The organism is Colwellia sp. MEBiC06753 (assembly GCF_053470325.1).
Window position 1 is genome coordinate 200,504 of the sequence record NZ_JBQMTM010000003.1, and the last position, 18,335, is coordinate 218,838.

13 protein-coding genes, 8 tRNA genes and 1 riboswitch are annotated in these 18,335 nt (G+C 40.6%); of the genes, 1 reads left to right on the forward strand and 20 read right to left on the reverse strand.

The window, feature by feature from the left end; translation table 11 throughout:
• Positions 1 to 56 precede the first annotated feature (56 nt).
• From ACOB82_RS04065 to ACOB82_RS04145, 17 genes are all read right to left on the reverse strand, one after another.
• Positions 57 to 2,153 carry a TonB-dependent receptor gene (locus ACOB82_RS04065; RefSeq protein WP_448211666.1) on the reverse strand — a complete coding sequence of 699 codons (2,097 nt, stop codon included), beginning with the start codon at positions 2,151 to 2,153 and terminating at the stop codon, positions 57 to 59.
• A 70-nt stretch (positions 2,154 to 2,223) separates the two neighbouring features.
• Positions 2,224 to 2,344, reverse strand: a riboswitch (TPP riboswitch).
• Between the two features lie 319 nt (positions 2,345 to 2,663).
• Positions 2,664 to 3,026: a purine nucleoside phosphoramidase gene (gene hinT, locus ACOB82_RS04070; protein ID WP_448211667.1), complete on the reverse strand. Its 363-nt coding sequence runs from the start codon at positions 3,024 to 3,026 to the stop codon at positions 2,664 to 2,666.
• 37 nt (positions 3,027 to 3,063) lie between these two features.
• Positions 3,064 to 6,165, reverse strand: coding sequence for an efflux RND transporter permease subunit (locus ACOB82_RS04075; RefSeq protein ID WP_448211668.1), 3,102 nt, complete (start codon positions 6,163 to 6,165; stop codon positions 3,064 to 3,066).
• Positions 6,162 to 7,406, reverse strand: coding sequence for an efflux RND transporter periplasmic adaptor subunit (locus ACOB82_RS04080; RefSeq protein WP_448211669.1), 1,245 nt, complete (start codon positions 7,404 to 7,406; stop codon positions 6,162 to 6,164). The genes ACOB82_RS04075 and ACOB82_RS04080 overlap by 4 nt, the downstream gene beginning before the upstream one ends.
• Before the next feature lie 7 nt (positions 7,407 to 7,413).
• Positions 7,414 to 8,880 carry an efflux transporter outer membrane subunit gene (locus ACOB82_RS04085; RefSeq protein ID WP_448211670.1) on the reverse strand — a complete coding sequence of 489 codons (1,467 nt, stop codon included), beginning with the start codon at positions 8,878 to 8,880 and terminating at the stop codon, positions 7,414 to 7,416.
• Positions 8,881 to 9,213: 333 nt separating this feature from the next.
• Positions 9,214 to 9,300: transfer RNA gene (locus ACOB82_RS04090), tRNA-Leu, on the reverse strand.
• An 81-nt stretch (positions 9,301 to 9,381) separates the two neighbouring features.
• Positions 9,382 to 9,457, reverse strand: a tRNA-Gly gene (locus ACOB82_RS04095).
• A gap of 29 nt (positions 9,458 to 9,486) precedes the next feature.
• Positions 9,487 to 9,573 (reverse strand) — tRNA-Leu (locus ACOB82_RS04100).
• 42 nt (positions 9,574 to 9,615) lie between these two features.
• Positions 9,616 to 9,691: transfer RNA gene (locus ACOB82_RS04105), tRNA-Gly, on the reverse strand.
• A 63-nt stretch (positions 9,692 to 9,754) separates the two neighbouring features.
• Positions 9,755 to 9,830 (reverse strand) — tRNA-Gly (locus ACOB82_RS04110).
• Between the two features lie 64 nt (positions 9,831 to 9,894).
• Positions 9,895 to 9,981, reverse strand: a tRNA-Leu gene (locus ACOB82_RS04115).
• 4 nt (positions 9,982 to 9,985) lie between these two features.
• Positions 9,986 to 10,059, reverse strand: a tRNA-Cys gene (locus ACOB82_RS04120).
• Positions 10,060 to 10,123: 64 nt separating this feature from the next.
• Positions 10,124 to 10,199 (reverse strand) — tRNA-Gly (locus ACOB82_RS04125).
• Between the two features lie 147 nt (positions 10,200 to 10,346).
• A complete protein-coding gene (gene pgsA, locus ACOB82_RS04130; protein WP_448211671.1) occupies positions 10,347 to 10,928 on the reverse strand; it encodes a CDP-diacylglycerol--glycerol-3-phosphate 3-phosphatidyltransferase in 582 nt (193 codons plus the stop codon).
• Between the two features lie 85 nt (positions 10,929 to 11,013).
• Entirely contained in the window at positions 11,014 to 12,861 is a 1,848-nt protein-coding gene (gene uvrC, locus ACOB82_RS04135; RefSeq protein ID WP_448211672.1) for an excinuclease ABC subunit UvrC, read from the reverse strand.
• Positions 12,862 to 12,869: 8 nt separating this feature from the next.
• Complete coding sequence (gene uvrY, locus ACOB82_RS04140) at positions 12,870 to 13,514, reverse strand: UvrY/SirA/GacA family response regulator transcription factor (protein WP_448211673.1); 645 nt, start codon at positions 13,512 to 13,514, stop codon at positions 12,870 to 12,872.
• A gap of 163 nt (positions 13,515 to 13,677) precedes the next feature.
• The gene (locus ACOB82_RS04145; protein WP_448211674.1) at positions 13,678 to 13,917 is read right to left on the reverse strand and encodes a hypothetical protein; all 240 of its coding nucleotides are present in this window, start codon (positions 13,915 to 13,917) and stop codon (positions 13,678 to 13,680) included.
• Positions 13,918 to 14,069: 152 nt separating this feature from the next.
• Between ACOB82_RS04145 and fabA the strand changes: the two genes are divergently transcribed.
• Positions 14,070 to 14,585, forward strand: a complete 516-nt coding sequence (gene fabA, locus ACOB82_RS04150) for a bifunctional 3-hydroxydecanoyl-ACP dehydratase/trans-2-decenoyl-ACP isomerase (protein WP_448211675.1) — start codon at positions 14,070 to 14,072, stop codon at positions 14,583 to 14,585.
• 154 nt (positions 14,586 to 14,739) lie between these two features.
• Here fabA and ACOB82_RS04155 read toward each other — a convergent pair whose 3' ends face one another.
• The 3 genes from ACOB82_RS04155 to ACOB82_RS04165 all read right to left on the reverse strand — a co-directional run bounded on the left by ACOB82_RS04155 (position 14,740) and on the right by ACOB82_RS04165 (position 18,327).
• Positions 14,740 to 16,083, reverse strand: coding sequence for a flagellin N-terminal helical domain-containing protein (locus ACOB82_RS04155; protein WP_448211676.1), 1,344 nt, complete (start codon positions 16,081 to 16,083; stop codon positions 14,740 to 14,742).
• A 142-nt stretch (positions 16,084 to 16,225) separates the two neighbouring features.
• Complete coding sequence (gene rmf, locus ACOB82_RS04160; protein ID WP_448211721.1) at positions 16,226 to 16,399, reverse strand: ribosome modulation factor; 174 nt, start codon at positions 16,397 to 16,399, stop codon at positions 16,226 to 16,228.
• A 176-nt stretch (positions 16,400 to 16,575) separates the two neighbouring features.
• Positions 16,576 to 18,327: a DUF3466 family protein gene (locus ACOB82_RS04165; RefSeq protein ID WP_448211677.1), complete on the reverse strand. Its 1,752-nt coding sequence runs from the start codon at positions 18,325 to 18,327 to the stop codon at positions 16,576 to 16,578.
• Positions 18,328 to 18,335 lie beyond the last annotated feature (8 nt).

Sequence of the window (18,335 nt, forward strand, 5' to 3'; positions counted from 1 at the left end):
CATACAGTTTAGCATGTCCGTTAATTGTCGAAAGTCGCCCCCTAAACTAATAGCGTTTAAAAACTATAGGTTGCAGTAATGCCATAAACCAGTGGCTCTGCTAACTGAGCGTATTGCTTAGCGGTATATTCATCTCTAGGATCATTACCAAAGTAGAAGCCACGAGTTTTATAGGTTTTATCCGTTAAATTACGCGCCCACAGTCGAACATTCCAATCACTAAATGAGTAACTGAGTGAGGCATTTAATAAGGCAACTTTCGATGATTTTTCTTCATGACTATAAGAAAAATAATAAGCATCTTTAGCTTCCGCGCTAATATTTAACAACACGTTGTCGGTTAAATAAGCATTTACGCCTAGGTTGGCCTGATAATTTGGCGCATGTGCTTGCTCTCTACCCGATAAGTCTTGACCTTCTTGATTGATATAACCTTCAATTTCCGTATCTAAATAACCAACCGAGCCATATAATTCTATATGCTGATTGATATACCAAGCACCATCAAGCTCTAGCCCTTGGTTTGTGCCTTTAGCAGCGTTACCGATATAAATAATAAATTCCGATGTGCCATCAGGTCGGGTGATAGTTTCGTTACTTTTGACCTGCATATCGCTGCGATCCATATAAAATGCAGCAAGACGCAAATAGCCTTGGTTATCAGTAAAACTGTATTTATAACCTAATTCATAATTCCATAAATATTCCGGTTCAAACTTACGAAATGCGACCGGTAATGTACCGTCAGTATTAACACCACCGGCTTTATAACCTCGGTTTACTGAACCATAAACTAAGCTCTGTGATGACTGTTGGTATGACAACACAGCTTTACCGCCAACCATAGTATCACTTGGTGAAAATGAAACGCCTTCTGAATTAACATAATCCGCTTCGCGATTTTCAACGCGAAGCCCAGTAACTAACGTTAGCTTATCAGACAATGCGGTATCAAACTGGGCATAAGCTGCAAGAGTTGTAGTATCAAAGTCGGAGGTGAAATCAGCTTCAGCGTAAGTGTATTCTCTAAGCAGAGATTCATCATCCGTTTTGCCGTAAATGCCAGCTACCCAGGCAGTCGTTCCTTGAAACAGTTGGCTTTGCTGATTAGATAAGGCGCGAAGTTCTAAAGTCGAGGTTTTTTTATCTCTGAAATAGTGATCGACCGATGAATATTCCCAGCCTGGACGAATACCAACATAACTCCAGTCTTCATCATAACCATAACCTAAGTCACTATCGGCATGAGTCACAATAGAAACTAGCTGGCCAAAGTTAAAACCACGGTAGGTTGACTTGGCACTTAATGCAGTAGTTTTTTGCGTGTCAAAACCTGGCTCATCCGATAACGTATTGCGATTATTATCTAACGAAAAAGCATCGTAGCCGTTATCAAAATCAAAGTGGTACAAACCTAAATCTAAGGTGTGCTCACTACTTAGTTCAATATTAAGCTTACCTCGGGCAGTAAGTTCATCGCGATTATTCGTGTCAGAGCGATCAAGGTAAATATTATCGACAAAACCATCGTGTTGATATTTTTCAACGGCTAATCGGTAGTTCACTTTATCACTGGCTGGCCCTGAAAGCGCAAGCCCTGCACCCACACCATTGTAATTTTCTGCCAACAACTTCACTTGACCTTCGAACTGCTCTGTTGGTGCGTTGGTGGTAATATTGATTAGGCCGGCTAAAGCATTCGCACCGAATCGAGTACCTTGCGGCCCTCTAAAGATTTCAGCTTGAGCAACATCAAACATCGAAGAGGCGCTACCGATACCGGTAAAGTCAACTTCATCAATAATCACCCCTACCGATGGGTTGATTGGCTCTTTAAATTGACTGCGCTCACCGATGCCACGAATTTGATAATAACGAGCACGCTGGGAGCCTGATGCGAAATTGACATTTGGCGCTATGGCGATAACTTCCTCAAGGTTCTGGGCATTACGTCGAGCAATTTGTTGCTCAGTAAGCACACTTAAAGAAGCTGGAATTTTTTGAAGGTTGTTCGCTCTAAAATCGGCGCTAACGGTAATAACTTCAATGCTATCGGTTTGATCATTTAAGTTAGTTGTTTGGTTCGCACTTAATTGAAAGGACGCTAAAGCGATAGTGATTGCGGTGGCAATAGAAGACTTTGTTATATACATAATGCTCTCTGTCATTTTAGCGGCGCAACAATGGCATAAAATGGAAACATTTATCGTATATAACGAATAAAAATAAGGTTCCAACCATCCCTACGCCAGTGTTATCTGGATCAGGTTCAAAGGGTTCTATAAAGTCTCAGCAAGCGGTTAAATTAGTAAACTAAATAACCCATGCACCCCTAGGTTCGAGCGGCATATTAACAGTTAAATTAAAAAAGTACAGTGCCTTTTTAAAATATTTAAGAGCGTGTTGAGCTTTGCGTTATAAATTTTGTTCGAATTTAATGGCTTTAAATTTAGGCACACCAAGTGAAGTTTGGTTGTTCCTAATAAATGCGATGTAACAACGAGTAAAAGCCATTAAAACGAATCGTTAGACAGTGTCACTTGAGTCTATCTACTGCGTTTTCGCTTATTTATGTGGAATAACCAAATTACATAAGCAAAGCCTTGTATATAAACTCAATTGGCTGCTGCAAAATTATACAGCAAAAATCAACACGCTCTAGCTCAAATACTTACTAATGGCCCCATTGGTTGACCACCTAATAAATGCATATGAATATGGTAAACCTCTTGGCCACCGTGCTTATTACAGTTCATAATCAAGCGATAACCGTCTTCGGCGATACCTTCGGCTTCTGCCAATTTTCTAGCGACGGTAAATAAGCGCCCTAATGCTAACTCGTCTTCTTGTTCGACATGGTTAACCGTCGGAATAAGTTTATTCGGAATAATTAAGATATGGCTTTTCGCTCGCGGGGAAATATCACGAAAAGCAGTAACCAACTCATCCTGATAGAGCAATTCAGTGGGAATTTCTTTACGAATGATTTTAGAAAAAATGGTTTCTTCATGTACTTGTTCAGTCATATTATCCTCTTAATTTATCTGCTAATTCTTCTAACGGTTATTCAAGACTTGTACTAAAGCGCGATTGTTGCGATAAGTTTACCGCCTTTTTCAAATCTTCTACCAGTAAATAATTCACCGGCACCAAAACTAAGGTAATTAGTGTGGCAAAAATGATGCCAAAACCAAGTGATACCGCCATAGGAATTAAAAATTGCGCTTGCGTCGCTTTTTCAAATAATAATGGCATCAAACCGATAAAAGTGGTGAGTGATGTTAACATAACTGGTCGAAAGCGTGCTTGCCCTGCCTCCATTACCGCAGCCAGCGTCTTTTGGCCCAGTTCGCGTTTTTTGTTAATAAAATCAACTAGCACCAAACTATCATTAACCACAACGCCAATTAATGCCATTAAGCCTAACATACTCATAATGGTTAAATTCATACCCATGATCCAGTGACCGAGCACCGCACCTATAGCGCCAAATGGGATCACAGACATAACGATGATTGGTTGCAAATAAGACTTAAACGGGATTGCTAGCAAACAGTAAATAATAAAGAACATAAATATCAAACCATAAAACATGCTGTTAAATGACTCCCGTTGTTCTTTAGCTTCACCTTCAAGTTCGTAGCTTACCCCAGGATATTTCGTCATTAACTGATCAAGGTAAGGTTTTAGATCCGCAGTTAATACCGTCATATTGGTATTTTGTTTATCGACATCAGCGGTAACATTAACCGTGCGATAACGGTCAATCCGGTTAATTGCTGATGGACTGCGACCTGGTTTAAAGGTCGCAATATGCGATAGCGGCACTTTGCCACCACTTGGTGTGGTGATCAGCATACTGGCTAAATTAGCAATCGATGTTCGTTCCTCTAGCGGAAAACGCAACATAACACGCACATCGTCACGGCCACGCTGAATACGCTGAATTTGTGACCCAAAAAATGCACTACGAACTTGCCTAGATACCGAAGTAATTGACATCCCCATGGCATGCCCTTGCTCAGTTAACTCAATTTGAATTTCTTCTTTACCGTTCGATAAGCTATCGGCAATTTCAAATACCGTAGGATAAGTTGCCAGTCTAGTTTTCACTTCAGCAGCCACTTCTTTAAGTAAAGGCAAATCAGTCGCGGAAAGTTGAACATTAATCGGATCGCCACCGCGACCAATTTCCGCACGAAAGGTCAATGATTCTGAGCCTGGTAACTCGCCTATTAACCCCCGCCACTCTGCCACTAACTGCTGAATGGTAACACCTGTTTCATTTTTATCGGCTGGCAGAATTTCAAAACGCACTCGCCCAGTATTATCACCAGTAATTGCCAGAATATTTAAAATAACGCTATCGCCATTTTCATCGCTGTATTTTTCTTTAAGCTGTTTGGCGGCATTCGACATTTTATCAACATAACTGTCAATCACATCAAAGCTAGTACCAACAGGCATAGTTAGCGTTGCCCTAGCGGTTTCACTTGGAATGCGTGGGAAAAAGGTAAACTTTGTCCAGCCTGAGGTGATAAACGCCAAAATTAAAATAAATACCCCAATAAAGCCAAATAGCGTCATTAACCGGTTATTCACCGCCTTAGCTAAAATCGGTTGATAGTATTTTAAAATAGCCGCTTCAAAACCATCAGCAATCTTGTGTTGTATTGCTTCAAGTTTATTTACTTTAGTTTTTTCGCGGCGCAGTTTGATATGTTTTAAGTGCGATGGCAGCACAAATTTAGATTCAATTAATGAAAATAATAATACCGGAATGACGATCACCGGAATTTGGGCAAATAAGGCACCACGCATACCATCGATAAAGGCTAGCGGTAAAAATGCAGCAACGGTTGTTAATACGCCAAAAGTCACAGGGGTTGCGACTTCTTCAGTGCCTTTTATCGCAGCTTCAAGCCCAGAGTTGGCAAATTGTGTATGGCGATAAATGTTTTCTCCAGTAACGATGGCGTCATCAACCACAATCCCCAACACTAAAATAAAACCAAATAAGCTCATGATATTGAGCGATATGCCAAATACAGGCATAAAAATAAATGCTCCCATAAAGCTCACTGGAATGCCAATAAATACCCAAAACGCAATAGAAGGTCGCAAAAATAGTGTTAACAGCAGTAACACCAAAAAGCCGCCCTGCAAGGCATTTGAGATTAACGTATTTAACCGGCTTTTGACGATTTCAGAGTCATCATCCCAATAACTTAAGATAAAGCCTTGAGGCAAAGTTGCCTGACGTTGTTCAATGTAGTCTTTTACCGCATCCGCCACTTCAATCGCATTTTGTTGGCCTATGCGATAAATCTCAATTAGCGCCCCTTGTTGTCCATTAAATCTGGCTCTAAGTGGCGTTTCTTCAAAACCATCATTTACTTGAGCAATATCTCGTAATTTTATAATAGTGCCGTCTGGATTGGTTTTAACGACAATATTTTCAAACTCATGTTTTCGATAAGCTTGTCCTTTACTGCGCACTAAAACATCACCACCTTCGGTGCGAATATTACCTGCAGAGATATCAACTGAACTATTACTAATTGCGTTAGCAATATTGTCCATCGACAAGTTATATTCTCTAAGCTTATCTTGCTTGATATTGACGGCTATTTCATAAGCGCGAACCGCGTCTAACGATAATTGAGTGATTTGCGGCAAACGTAATAGATCATCGCGAACCGATTCAGCAAATTCTCGAATTTCTTTTTCACCGTAATCAGAAGCAACGGTGACAGAAATAACATCACGTTGCCGTTGCCTTATCGCTGTTACAGGCTTTTCGGCATCACCGGGAAAGGTGTTTATCGCATCAACGCGACTTTTAACATCGGCTAATAATTGCCTAGCGTCATACCCCGACTCTGCTTCTATATTTACCGACGCCGAACCTTCAACAGAAGTACTGGTAATACGTTCAATGCCCTCTAAATCTTGCACTGCTTCTTCGATCTTTATCGCAACACCCTGCTCAACATCTTCAGGAGTTGCACCGCGCAGAGACATTCTTACCGAAACCACTTCAGATTCAAATGATGGAAATACTTCCAGTGGAATTCGCAAATTAAGCGACATTAAGCCTAACAGTAATATTGTCACCATCAATAAATTGGCGGCAACATGGTTTCTGGCAAACCAAGCGATCATGAGCGCGCTCCTTTACCATCATTCTGTTTATTGATTGCTTGCTGCCCGTCTCGATTGGCTGTGCTGCTTTGTTGGGCTACACCATCTTTTTGGCGAATCGCCACAGGTGTGCCCGAATTAACCTGACCAAGCGGCGTGGTCACTAATAAGTCATTGTGATTTAGGCCACTGGTTATCAAAGCAAAGTCATTGTTTTGCCAAGCTATTTCTACTGGCGTTCTAAGTAAGACATTATCTTTAACGACAAACACATAACTGCCTTGATAAATGGTTTTATTAGCAATGGTGATCGCATTTTGTAGCGACTTTCCGGTAATTTTTGCCCTTACATACTGACCAATTTTTAATGGCAAGCCATCTGTCGAGTTCTTGCCATAAGGATCGTCTATTTGAGCAACGACAAACAATTGTTGGGAGTTTTCATCAAACGCCCCTTCGGTGCGCATAACGCGGCCTTGCCAACTTTGTAAATTCACCAATTCAGAATAAATAGTGACTGACGGATGAAATGTATTGTCATTCTCAAAACGGCTATTTTCCGGTAAATCGATAAAAGGTAAGTCGCTATTTTTCAGTGGCAATCGGACTTCGACATAATCAACGGCATAGATTTGAGCAAGTGCGGTACTCGATGATACGACTTGACCAATATCCACTTGTTTCTTTAACACGCGGCCAGTATAAGGCGCTTTAATTTGCGTACGTTCTAGTGCAAGGTTTGCTTTAGTTAAGCTTGCCTGAGCGGAATAAACTGCCGCCTCTGCCGCCAACAATTGTGGCCTTCTTAATACTAAATCTGATGGCGTTCCACTATTACCTAAACGCTCCCAATCTTGTTTGGCTTGCTCTACCCGCGCGTTTTCTTCAGCAAGCGCCTGTCTAGCGCTGTACAAATTTGCTTTAGCAATATCGATTTCCGCTTGGTAATCGCGATCATCAAGCCTAACTAACAAATCACCTTGTTCGAAAAATCCACCATCTCTAAAGTTCGCACTAATAAATTTAACTTCGCCAGATACTTGCGGCTGTAAAATACTTTGAGTTCTAGGCTGCACCGTCCCGTAACTATCAATCATTATAGTGACGGGCGCTGGGCTAATAGTTTGCACATCAACATTGAGTTGCGGTGCCATTGACGGCTTACCGCGCTTAGTTGTAGGCGGGTTTTTGCTAACTATCAGTGCAAGTAAGATAAAAGTGGCTAACACCAAAAATGGTAATAATGTTTTCTTTAATTTCATGTGGCACCTAATTACTTGCAGGTTCTTGTTGTTCGAAATTAATGGCTAAATGACTGCCACCTAACTTTGCATAAATTGTAATGCGGTTTTGGATAAGTTGATTTTCAATAGATATAGTATTGGACTGGGCATCAAATGCTCTGCGTTGGGCTTCCAGTACGGTACTGTAGCTGACTAACCCTTTGAGGTACTGATTAAAGGATAACGTCTCAGCCGCTAAGGCATTTTCTTTGGCAGCTTGATAATGCACTAACTGCTTAGCAAGTGAATAATGAGCGCTAATATAGTTTTCCATGTCAGCAAATTCACTATATACGGTTTGCAAATATTCCTGCTCTACTTTTTTTACCGTTAACCGCGCTTGCTCTTGTGCTGATTTTAATTTTCCAGCATTAAATATCGGCGCAGTAATCCCCCCAGCAATCGACCAAGTCAATGCACCACCGCTAAGCAAATTTCCTAATTCATCACTAGCATCACCTGTAGCGCCTGTTAAATTAAGCTGCGGAAATCGCTGTTTATAAGCAACGGCTAAAGCAGCATCTGCGGCTAATAACTCATACCATTTTTGTTGAATATGTTGACTGCCGGCTAACAGGTTTGAAGGTAACCCTACGGATAATTCAGCGGGTAGTTGCGGTAAGGCTAATGATAAACCGGCAAAGCTTTCCGCTTGCGGGAATTGTCCTAATAAGACATCTAATAATCTAAGCCGCTCAAAAACCGTTTGCTGTTGTTCAGTAACTCTCGCTTGCTCACGACTGACATCGTTTTGCGTTAAATAAACATCTAACGCTTCACTTAAGCCTAATTTATACGAGGCATTGATAATATCTAAATTGCGTTGTAAGTTTTGCGCTCGCTCTTGATATAACGACAATAATTTCTGAGCTGAAATCACATTATACCAAGCGGCAACCACATCAGAAATTAGTTGATTTTTAGCTTGCTGATATGCAATTTCCCTTGCTTTATATTGCAAACTTGCCTGACGCTGACTAGCTGATAATTTACCCCATAAATCAATTTCATAGCTAAGTTGCAAACCGATGTTAGCGTTATTGTTGTAACTTGTCGTTGTCTCAGCAACTGACTTATTACGACTTTGATTAATATTGAGGTTAAGCTCTGGATAAAAGTCAGCTTCAGCAATATTTAGTTGCTGCTTAGCAATGAGAAAATCCCGATAGCTAATTTGTAATTCAGGGCTATTGCTTAAAGCTTGCTTAATAGCTGATTGAAGCTGTTCATCGGTTATCAACAGCTGCCAATCGCCCAATATTGCTTGGTTATCTTGCTTGCTAATTACGCCGACTTCTACACTGTCCTGTCTAACGTTTTGTTGCCAATGTTCAGGCGCTGTTATCGACTGAACTGCAGGCGAAATTGCCGTTTGACTGCTGCAAGCACTGAGCAAAGCAAAGCTACAAGCACAACTAATTATCCTAAGATTAAATAACGGTTGTAAATTCACAAATTTTTCCACACGCGGGCAAGTCATTACTTAACCTCAAGTTTGCATAAACTAGGCTGAGGTTAACTACATTTATAAGACTTATAATAATGATTGAGCCATGATAAAGATCACTGGCGGATAAAAAAATTAAATTTACTTTACTTTACACAGGTTGGCGATAAGAAATAATAGCAATATCAAATGCTTTACTAATGAGAGTTACAAAGGCTAAAAAGCACACAATATTTCTGTCGAAACAAAGTAAAGGAGATTAGGTCACTGTGATGGTAATAAATTAAAAACTAGCTTTGACAACTAAAGTAGAGATGTTTTAATTGAATTATTAATAAATGGTACCCAGGGCCGGACTTGAACCGGCACGCTCTTGCGAGCGAGGGATTTTAAATCCCTTGTGTCTACCAATTCCACCACCCGGGCATTGAACCTATTAAGGTAAGGATGTTTTTATACTAGAGATTGGTGTTCTAGTCTCTTTTATAACAAAGTTAAAAAAGAAGTTGGAGCGGCTGACGAGGCTCGAACTCGTGACCCCGACCTTGGCAAGGTCGTGCTCTACCAACTGAGCTACAGCCGCAATATGTTACTAATCTTATCAAGATGAAATGGTACCCAGGGCCGGACTTGAACCGGCACGCTCTTGCGAGCGAGGGATTTTAAATCCCTTGTGTCTACCAATTCCACCACCCGGGCAACGTGTTGCCACTAATTCATCAAGAACGAGTAGTAAAATTTTGGAGCGGCTGACGAGGCTCGAACTCGTGACCCCGACCTTGGCAAGGTCGTGCTCTACCAACTGAGCTACAGCCGCACACATTTTGCATTTTTCAATGCACTTTGCAGTGTTGGTGACCTACAAAGCTAAATATTCGATTGGAGCGGCTGACGAGGCTCGAACTCGTGACCCCGACCTTGGCAAGGTCGTGCTCTACCAACTGAGCTACAGCCGCTTATCAAATTTCGGCGCGCATAATATCGCACCTATTTCCTTAATACAACCTAACCTTAGCGAAATGGTACCCAGGGCCGGACTTGAACCGGCACGCTCTTGCGAGCGAGGGATTTTAAATCCCTTGTGTCTACCAATTCCACCACCCGGGCATTATGGAGGCGGGTCCCGGAGTCGAACCGAGGTCCACGGATTTGCAATCCGCTGCATAGCCACTCTGCCAACCCGCCATATTTCACTACGGTGTGGTAGTATTCCTTAGAACTTCTCAAAAGGCTTAGACCTTAAGAGATTTGGAGCGGCTGACGAGGCTCGAACTCGTGACCCCGACCTTGGCAAGGTCGTGCTCTACCAACTGAGCTACAGCCGCTTCACTGGTTGACTCCCTGTCAACTGGTCGAGCATTCTACATTGAAATTATCTCCAGTCAACCATTAAATTTCAAAAATATTTCAAGTGATTAAAAAGCAGCTAATGTGATGATTTTTTAGCTATTCAACCGCCAAAATACCGTAATTTACTGACCTTTTAGCTCTGGCCAAGCAGCTTTAAAGTACACCACCATTGTCCAAACGGTCAAAACAGTCGCGATAAAGTAAAAGGCATAAGCGGCGAACATTAAAATTTCATGGGGGAAATTAAACAATATTAATGGAATGTCATAGTCTGGCTGCCAAATTAACCCCATAATCCCTAGCATTTGTGCCGCAGTTTTGTACTTGCCTAATGTTGATACCGCCACCGTATCGCGTTTACCGCGCGACGACATAAATTCCCGTAAACCGCTGATAAAAATTTCACGCGAGATCATGATCATAGCCGGTACACTAATCCACCATACCGCATAATCTTCAGCAAGCATAATGAGCGCTGCTGCCACCATTAATTTATCAGCAACAGGATCTATGAATGCCCCGAACGCTGAAGATTGATTTAATTTTCTAGCTAGGTAGCCATCAAGTGCATCGCTGACTGAAGCTATCCAGAAAACGGTGAAAGCGCCAAAGTGACTCCATGACAGCGGCAAATAAAAGACAACAATAAAAACGGGAATTAAAATAATTCGAAATAAAGTAATTTGATTAGGAATAGTCCACATAGGCACTTCACGGTCAATACAGCTAGCGTTGTAACCTTGATTACAACAACTAATTAAGATGACACCATTCTACACAGTTCTTCAACTAATTGTCATGTAGCGCATCATAAATATTTTGCGCGAGTACTGCGCTAATACCTGGGACTTTTTCTAGTGTTTTAACATCAGCATTTTTAACTTCTTGCATACCACCTAAATACTTAAGTAGTGCCTGACGTTTTTTGGCGCCAATACCAGGAATGGTTTCCAAGGTTGAGGTTTTTGCCTGCTTTTGACGTTTAGCTCGATGGCCTGTAATGGCAAAGCGATGTGACTCATCGCGAATATGTTGCACTAAATGTAGTGCTGGCGAGGTAGCCGGTAATGAAATGAGTTGATGGCTACCAGCGAGAATCAGCGTTTCAAGCCCTGGCTTTCTTGACTCCCCTTTAGCAACTCCCACCAATAATGGCGTTTTTGTTAAATTTAATGTTTGAAAGAAATCTTCAGCGCGTGCTAACTGCCCTTTACCACCATCAATAAAAATAATGTCTGGGAGCTTATCTTCATCAGTGACTTTTCCGTAGCGCTTATTTAACGCAAATGACATTGCCGCATAATCATCACCGGGCGTAATGCCCGTGACATTGTATCGACGGTAGTCACTTTTTAATGGCCCCGCTTGATTAAACACGACACATGACGCCACTGTTTGCTGGCCCATTGTATGACTGATATCAAAACACTCTAATCGTGATATTTCATTATCGAGCTCAAACACTTGGTTAAGCTGTTCGAAGCGTTTATCCATTGATTCTTTTTCTGAATGGCGTGTTATTAACGCTTGTTCAGCATTAGTTGCCGCTAGTTTTAAATATTGCTTTCGCTCTTTACGGACGTTACTGGAAATTTTTATGTCATAATCAGATTGTTCAGATAATAGCTTTGCTAACTCGTCGCCACTTTCAATAGCACGGTCAATCACTATTTCCCTAGGGATTGCACCTTGGAATGCTTCATTGACTAAATAATGCTGACCAATAAATGCCGAAATAATTTCTTCGTCATCATCTTCCGCCATTATGGTTGGGAAATAACTTTTGCTGCCCAGAATTTTATGATCGCGAACAAACAATACATGTATACACACTTGAGCTTTTAATCGGCCCGGCATTCGGTAAAGGCCAATTACGTCCATTTCTGCGGCAACACCACTGACAAATTGTTGCTGCTGCACTTTACGTAACGTGGCTATTTGATCGCGCAAGCGCGCCGCTTGTTCAAATTCCAGCGCTTCACTGGCTTTTTCCATGTTAGCTACTAAGGTTTCGATAACCTCCGAGCTTTTACCACGCAAAAATAACTTGGCAAGGTTCACTTGCTGTTGATAGTCATCCACCGAAATTTTATCGACACACGGCGCTGAGCACCGACCTAATTGATATTGCAAACAAGGGCGGGTTCTAGCTCTATAATAACTATCTTCACATTGGCGAATCGGAAAAATTTTCTGCATTAATCGCAACGATTCCCAAACTGCACCAGCACTGGGAAAGGGGCCAAAATATTCGCCCTTTTGTCGTTTTATACCGCGGTGCATGCCGAGTTTTGGATGTTTGTGACTGGTGATCAGTAAATAAGGGTAAGACTTATCATCACGCAGCAAAATATTGTATTTTGGCTGATATTTCTTGATGAAGTTATTTTCGAGAATTAACGCTTCACCCTCGGTATGGGTGACCGTAACTTCTATCGCTATAATTTGGCGAACCAGTGCTTTAGTTTTTACACTGGCAACATCTTTACGAAAATAACTGGCTAAACGCTTTTTTAGGTTTTTGGCTTTACCAACATAGATCACCGACTGCTCAGCGTTATACATTCGATAAACGCCAGCTTTTTCAGTAACCGTTTTTAAAAAGGCTTGCTGATCAAATTGGGCAAGTTCAGACAACTGCTAGCCTACAACTTTTCCGTTTTTAACATTCCATGTCGGATCGCTAGATGAGTTAATTCGACATCATTACTCACTTTTAATTTCTCAAACATGCGATAACGATAACTATTAATAGTTTTTGTGCTCAGTACCAGTTGCTCAGAAATATTAGGCACTTTCTCGCCGCGCGTTATCATCCACATAATTTGAAGTTCGCGCTCTGATAACGAGTTAAATGGATTTTCTTCAGCAGATTTAAATTGATTCAACGCCATTTGCTGGGCAACGTCTGGCGTAATATAGCGTTGGCCACTATTAACCGCTCTGATGGCATTGACCATTTCATCTGGACCAGCACCTTTAGTTAAGTAACCGGCTGCCCCCATTTGCATGACTTTTGTCGGAAACGGGTCTTCACTATGAACCGTTAACACAATCACTTTAACGTCTGGGGCATAACGAATAATTTTTTTGGTTGCATCTAAGCCACCAATACCAGGCATATTCATATCCATTAACACTACATCAGGCTGTTCTTTACGGCAAAATTGCACCGCTTCTTCGCCTGTTTCAGCTTCGCCAACGACTTTAATACCTTTTACTTCGTCTAGTATTTTACGAATACCTGTACGAACTAATTCGTGATCATCAACTAAAAGTACGTTAATCAAGCGGAAATACCTTTTATTCTGGGTTAATTATTCTTGGATATTGGCAGTATTACTGCGCCAGTTTTTACGACAAAATATATAGCGAAAGTGCCTTTAACACAACGGAATTTTATTCTTTACTAACGACTGGATATTTATTCTACGAATTCAATCATAGTTAAGACTATAAGTTGTTTTTATTTAACCAATTATTTAATAGACCTATTTGGCCATTCTTATAAGCGGCATAAGTCAGGCGCACGGCATTACTTAAAATTACCGAATCAGACCAATTTGTTTGTTCGGCAATGAGCTCATAACATTCCAGTGCTTCTTTTGAGAGGTAGCCACGCATTTCCTTTTTGCCATTTTCTTTTTGCCGCTCTCGATAGCGTCGCTGTTTTTCGGCATTGGTTAGCGCCATTTTTAAACTCCAATTAATTCTTTCTAGTTTATCAATAAACCATATGGTTACGCATAACCCATAAAAATGCAATAAATTAACTGTTCAGAGTTGTTTAGTGTACAAGTGTTCGCTAAAGTAGCAGCCTTTAAAATTGCCAATATAGAAAAGATATGGAACAAAAAAGCGCATACTCCAAAGAAGATTTAATTTTAGCTGGTACAACTGATTTCTTTGGTGAAGGTAACAGTAAGTTACCGTCGGACAATATGTTAATGATGGATCGTATTAACTTAATTACCGAACAAGGTGGCCAATTCGGTAAAGGTGAAATCATTGCAGAATTAGATATTAATCCTGATTTGTGGTTTTTTGATTGTCATTTTAAAGGTGATCCGGTAATGCCTGGTTGTTTAGGCTTAGACGCCATGTGGCAATTAGTTGGCTTTTATTTAGCTTGGGCCGGTGGTCCAGGCCGTGGTCGTGCATTAGGTGTTGGTGAAGTTAAATTTACTGGTCAAATTCTACCTACTGCTAAAAAAGTTACCTATAACATTCAGTTAAAGCGTGTTATTAAGCGTAAATTGTTTATGGGTATTGCTGATGGCACTGTTTCGGTTGATGGTAAAGTGATTTACACCGCAACTGATTTAAAAGTTGGTTTATTTGCTGATACTTCAAGTTTCTAGTTAACTAAAACTATAGTTAATTCATGTCCTTATTAACGGTTGTTATTTTAAATATTGTTAATAAGGACTTTTAATATCCCTTCGTTTATCTTCACAACTGTCCAAAACGCAAACAATTAAGCCTAAATAATATCTGATAGCTAGTATCCGGCAGTTAAGGCCCAATATTACTTAACATACTTGTTAGCAATGTCGACTTACTGGTTACCGCTTGATTCATTAACACGGTTGTACTTTCGGTTAAAATATCGTTTTTCACCTTTTTCGCGAGCTCTAGCGCATAATCGCTATCCTGTATTCGTTGCCGGCTTTCTGTAAGTGAAACTTCCTGATTTTGGATATTACGAATAACTGATTGTGCGGCGTTTATTTTGGCGCCTATTTCAGCACGATGAGCCCCTACTTTGGCCAACGCACTATCAATTTCGGTAATTGTCGATTGTGCTTGCGCTATTGAACTAACGCCAGAAGTGCCGACGCCCAGCCCATCCGCCGTGGCATTAATCTCTGGAAAATCGATATAACCATCTGCGCCAACAGCTAAATCTTTAGCAGTCACTAGCATCTGATTATCAGGCGGTATTTTAGGATCATCTAACGTGCCTAGTGCTGTCCATGAGGCATTGATATTAAATGCACCATTTCCGGTTACTGCCAACAATAACGGCTCGGTAACTCGATTTATAATCAGCTCTTCATTATTATTAGCGGGGTTGTTGTTGCCAGAAAAAGTAAAGGTCATGCCATTTCGGGTGTCGGTATTAGTTGCAGGGTAATTATAGCCACCACCATCAAATAGCTGGCTGTTGTCATACGTTTCCGTGCCATTAAAACCATTGGCCGGTGTAAAAAGGTTGCCTTCTACCGCTCCCGCAGAGGGAATACTAGCCATAGAACCAACAATATGATTACCATTTAAATCAAATAGTTGAATATCATCATTAGCACCAAAGCTATCAATCCAAATACGTAGATTGTCTGTGCCTGGTGGAATTACTGCCACCGTTACCCAGCCTGAAGGCATATTTTGTGTTACACCATTGGTAAAAGATTGATCAAGCAATGGTACATTTTTTAAATTACTTGCCGCTTTTAAAAGCGGATACTTGCCAAAGATTTGGGTATTATTGGCACTAAAATCGAGTGCTTGCTTCAATACTTGGATTTCTTCATCCAAGGCTAACCTATCGATAGCCGTGTTACTACCATTAGCAGCTTGAAGCGCAAGTGTCCTTATTCGTTGCAAGATGTTGGTAGTTTCAGCTAACGCGGCGTCAGCAGTTTGACCATAGCTAATACCGTCATTTAAGTTTCGTATATTTTGTTGTTTAACTAGCAATTGAGTTGTAAGGCGGTTACTTATTTGAAGACCTGCGGCGTCATCTTTTGCTGACGTAATACGTTTACCACTAGCCAGTTTATCAATGTTATCTTCAAAGCTCGCTTTTATCATATTAGTTTGTAAATTTAATGCGAGGCTATTGGTAATGCTTGTCAAAAAACTGTCTCAAATTAACTAGTTAAATCAGGTCTAACCAGCCAAAGCTAAAAATGTGCCAATTGTTTTTTATAAGTAGTCTAAATACAAAAAAGCTCGGCACTTGCCGAGCTTTTAATTTGTTATTGTTAATGTGAAATTGTTACTTAATAAGGCCTTGTTGTTTATCGGCTATTGCTTCACGCCAACCACCTAACCATTCTGACTTTGCTTCTACCCCTTGATAAGGACATAACTCTTTTGAACGTCCTGAAACTCCTGCCTGATATCCTCTTGAATACGCTCTATCTTGACGGTCACGTTTCTGCCTTTTCATCATCTATGCTCTCTCCTATTTCTACTTTTTTCGTTTTTATCTATTTAACGAATAGGACAGCTTAAACTGATTTGCAAACTGCAAATTAGCTGAAAAAAATAACTAATTGATCTGTTGAAATAAAAAGTTTTAAAAAAAAGCGCCAATTGGCGCTTTTATTATTTATTGAGATTATTTTACTGCGAATACTTTCGAGTTCTTCTTAAGCCAAATAACGCTAACAATGCGATTAAGCCAAAGTTAAAACCAGCGCCTTTACGCTTAATTTTTTCTTCCACTTCACTACAATCTTCCAGCTCACCATCGATTGGCGTTAATGTCACCGCACGAATAACATCTTCAGTTAATTGATTGCCTTGTTCATCAACCATCAACTCACCTTTTGCATCACGGCGTGGTACTTTAACGACTGCGGTTGCAGATATTTCATTATTGTTATTAATGTCTCTAGCTTCAATAATGGTATAAGCAGAGTCACAGCTTAAGAAGTCATTTAAATCGGTAAACGATTCATTATTCATGTCATAAAGAAAACCATGTGTTCTGCGCGGCTTACTCGTACTATTGTGTGTTTCTACTTCACCTTCACCAACAATAAAGCCAACTTCATTAATTGCTCTAGCAGTACTAGATGAGCCTTCAAAGAAATCATCAGGGAATACCATGTTCATATCTGATGCGGGCGCATTTGTATCAACATAATAAAACTTAGTACGCAAATTACCATTAACGTAGGTATTTACATGACCTACTGCAATACCAGAGTCACTAATATCATAAGCGCGCGAATCAAAATACTTACCATGATCTTGGGTTAAGCTAATGACTTCGCCATCTTTGTATACCACGGCGTAAAAGCTTCGAGATTCGCCTTTACTAGGCTCCGTTTCAGTTTCATCTACCCAACCATGAGCAAAACCAACGGCAACACCATTGACATTTACTGCCTGGGCATAACTTTTATATACGCGGGTATCATCTTCATGAGGTGTTACTAATTGGCCTAGTGACTTTTGATCAACAACATTGGCATTTTCATCTAACGTCCAAAGATAAGAACTTAAAAAGTACAAATCATTTGATAAATTCTGCACACAAGCTTCATACGGAACATCTTCTAGAATTTCTGAATCAACACAGCCACCGTCTTCATTTTCAATCGATTCAACGCGATTTTCGTTAAGTGAAGTACTGGCATAACCTACCGCGGTATATCCATTGATATCAAGAATTGCAGATTCACCACCATAATAATCAGTTACTGGCGCTAAAATCGGTTTAACAGTCTGACCTTGATCAGTTGAAATATAAGCACGCGTAGCGAACTCTCTTACCCAAAAAGTTAACTCTTCATCGTCGCTATTAACAAAATCAAGCGGTAAATAAGGTGAAGAGGCATTTCCGTATAGCCAGCCACTATCACTAATACCGTTTACATAATCAACAGTAGAGCGCGTAAGCGTTGAAGTATTTTCAAATGGTTGATCAAAAACCACAAATTCTTCAGTACCGTTGCCGACATTTAACATTGCCACAACGCCACCCACTTTTTGCGAGAGGCTGTTACCAATACCTTCTAGATAGCGAACCGCCCAAGCTAAATCATTAGCTGTAGGATTACCATCACGTAAAGCGGCTTCATCTTCAATATTTTCCAACTCATGAACAGAGTCATGCGCTCTATTCGCTAAGTTAACAATCGCATCAAAGTCATCTTCATCAAGATATTGAAATTGAACAGGAAAGTTATAAAGGCTAGCGCCAGAAATTGCGGTCTCACCTAGGTTGTTGTCTTGTTGCGCGTAGGTATATTTAAGTGAGCTAACATCACCTTTATCGATCACTTGGTAGGTAGCGGCATTGGCGACAGACAAAGACAATGCGCTGGTAACACTTAACGCTACCAAAGACTTAATAATTCTTTTCATTTAACTAC

Coding starts and splice junctions, on each gene's coding strand:
- ACOB82_RS04065 (WP_448211666.1), bottom strand. CDS start 2,153: ATGTATATAACAAAGTCTTCTATTGCCACCGCAATCACTATCGCTTTA.
- hinT (WP_448211667.1), bottom strand. CDS start 3,026: ATGACTGAACAAGTACATGAAGAAACCATTTTTTCTAAAATCATTCGT.
- ACOB82_RS04075 (WP_448211668.1), bottom strand. CDS start 6,165: ATGATCGCTTGGTTTGCCAGAAACCATGTTGCCGCCAATTTATTGATG.
- ACOB82_RS04080 (WP_448211669.1), bottom strand. CDS start 7,406: ATGAAATTAAAGAAAACATTATTACCATTTTTGGTGTTAGCCACTTTT.
- pgsA (WP_448211671.1), bottom strand. CDS start 10,928: ATGTGGACTATTCCTAATCAAATTACTTTATTTCGAATTATTTTAATT.
- ACOB82_RS04145 (WP_448211674.1), bottom strand. CDS start 13,917: ATGGCGCTAACCAATGCCGAAAAACAGCGACGCTATCGAGAGCGGCAA.
- fabA (WP_448211675.1), top strand. CDS start 14,070: ATGGAACAAAAAAGCGCATACTCCAAAGAAGATTTAATTTTAGCTGGT.
- rmf (WP_448211721.1), bottom strand. CDS start 16,399: ATGAAAAGGCAGAAACGTGACCGTCAAGATAGAGCGTATTCAAGAGGA.
- ACOB82_RS04165 (WP_448211677.1), bottom strand. CDS start 18,327: ATGAAAAGAATTATTAAGTCTTTGGTAGCGTTAAGTGTTACCAGCGCA.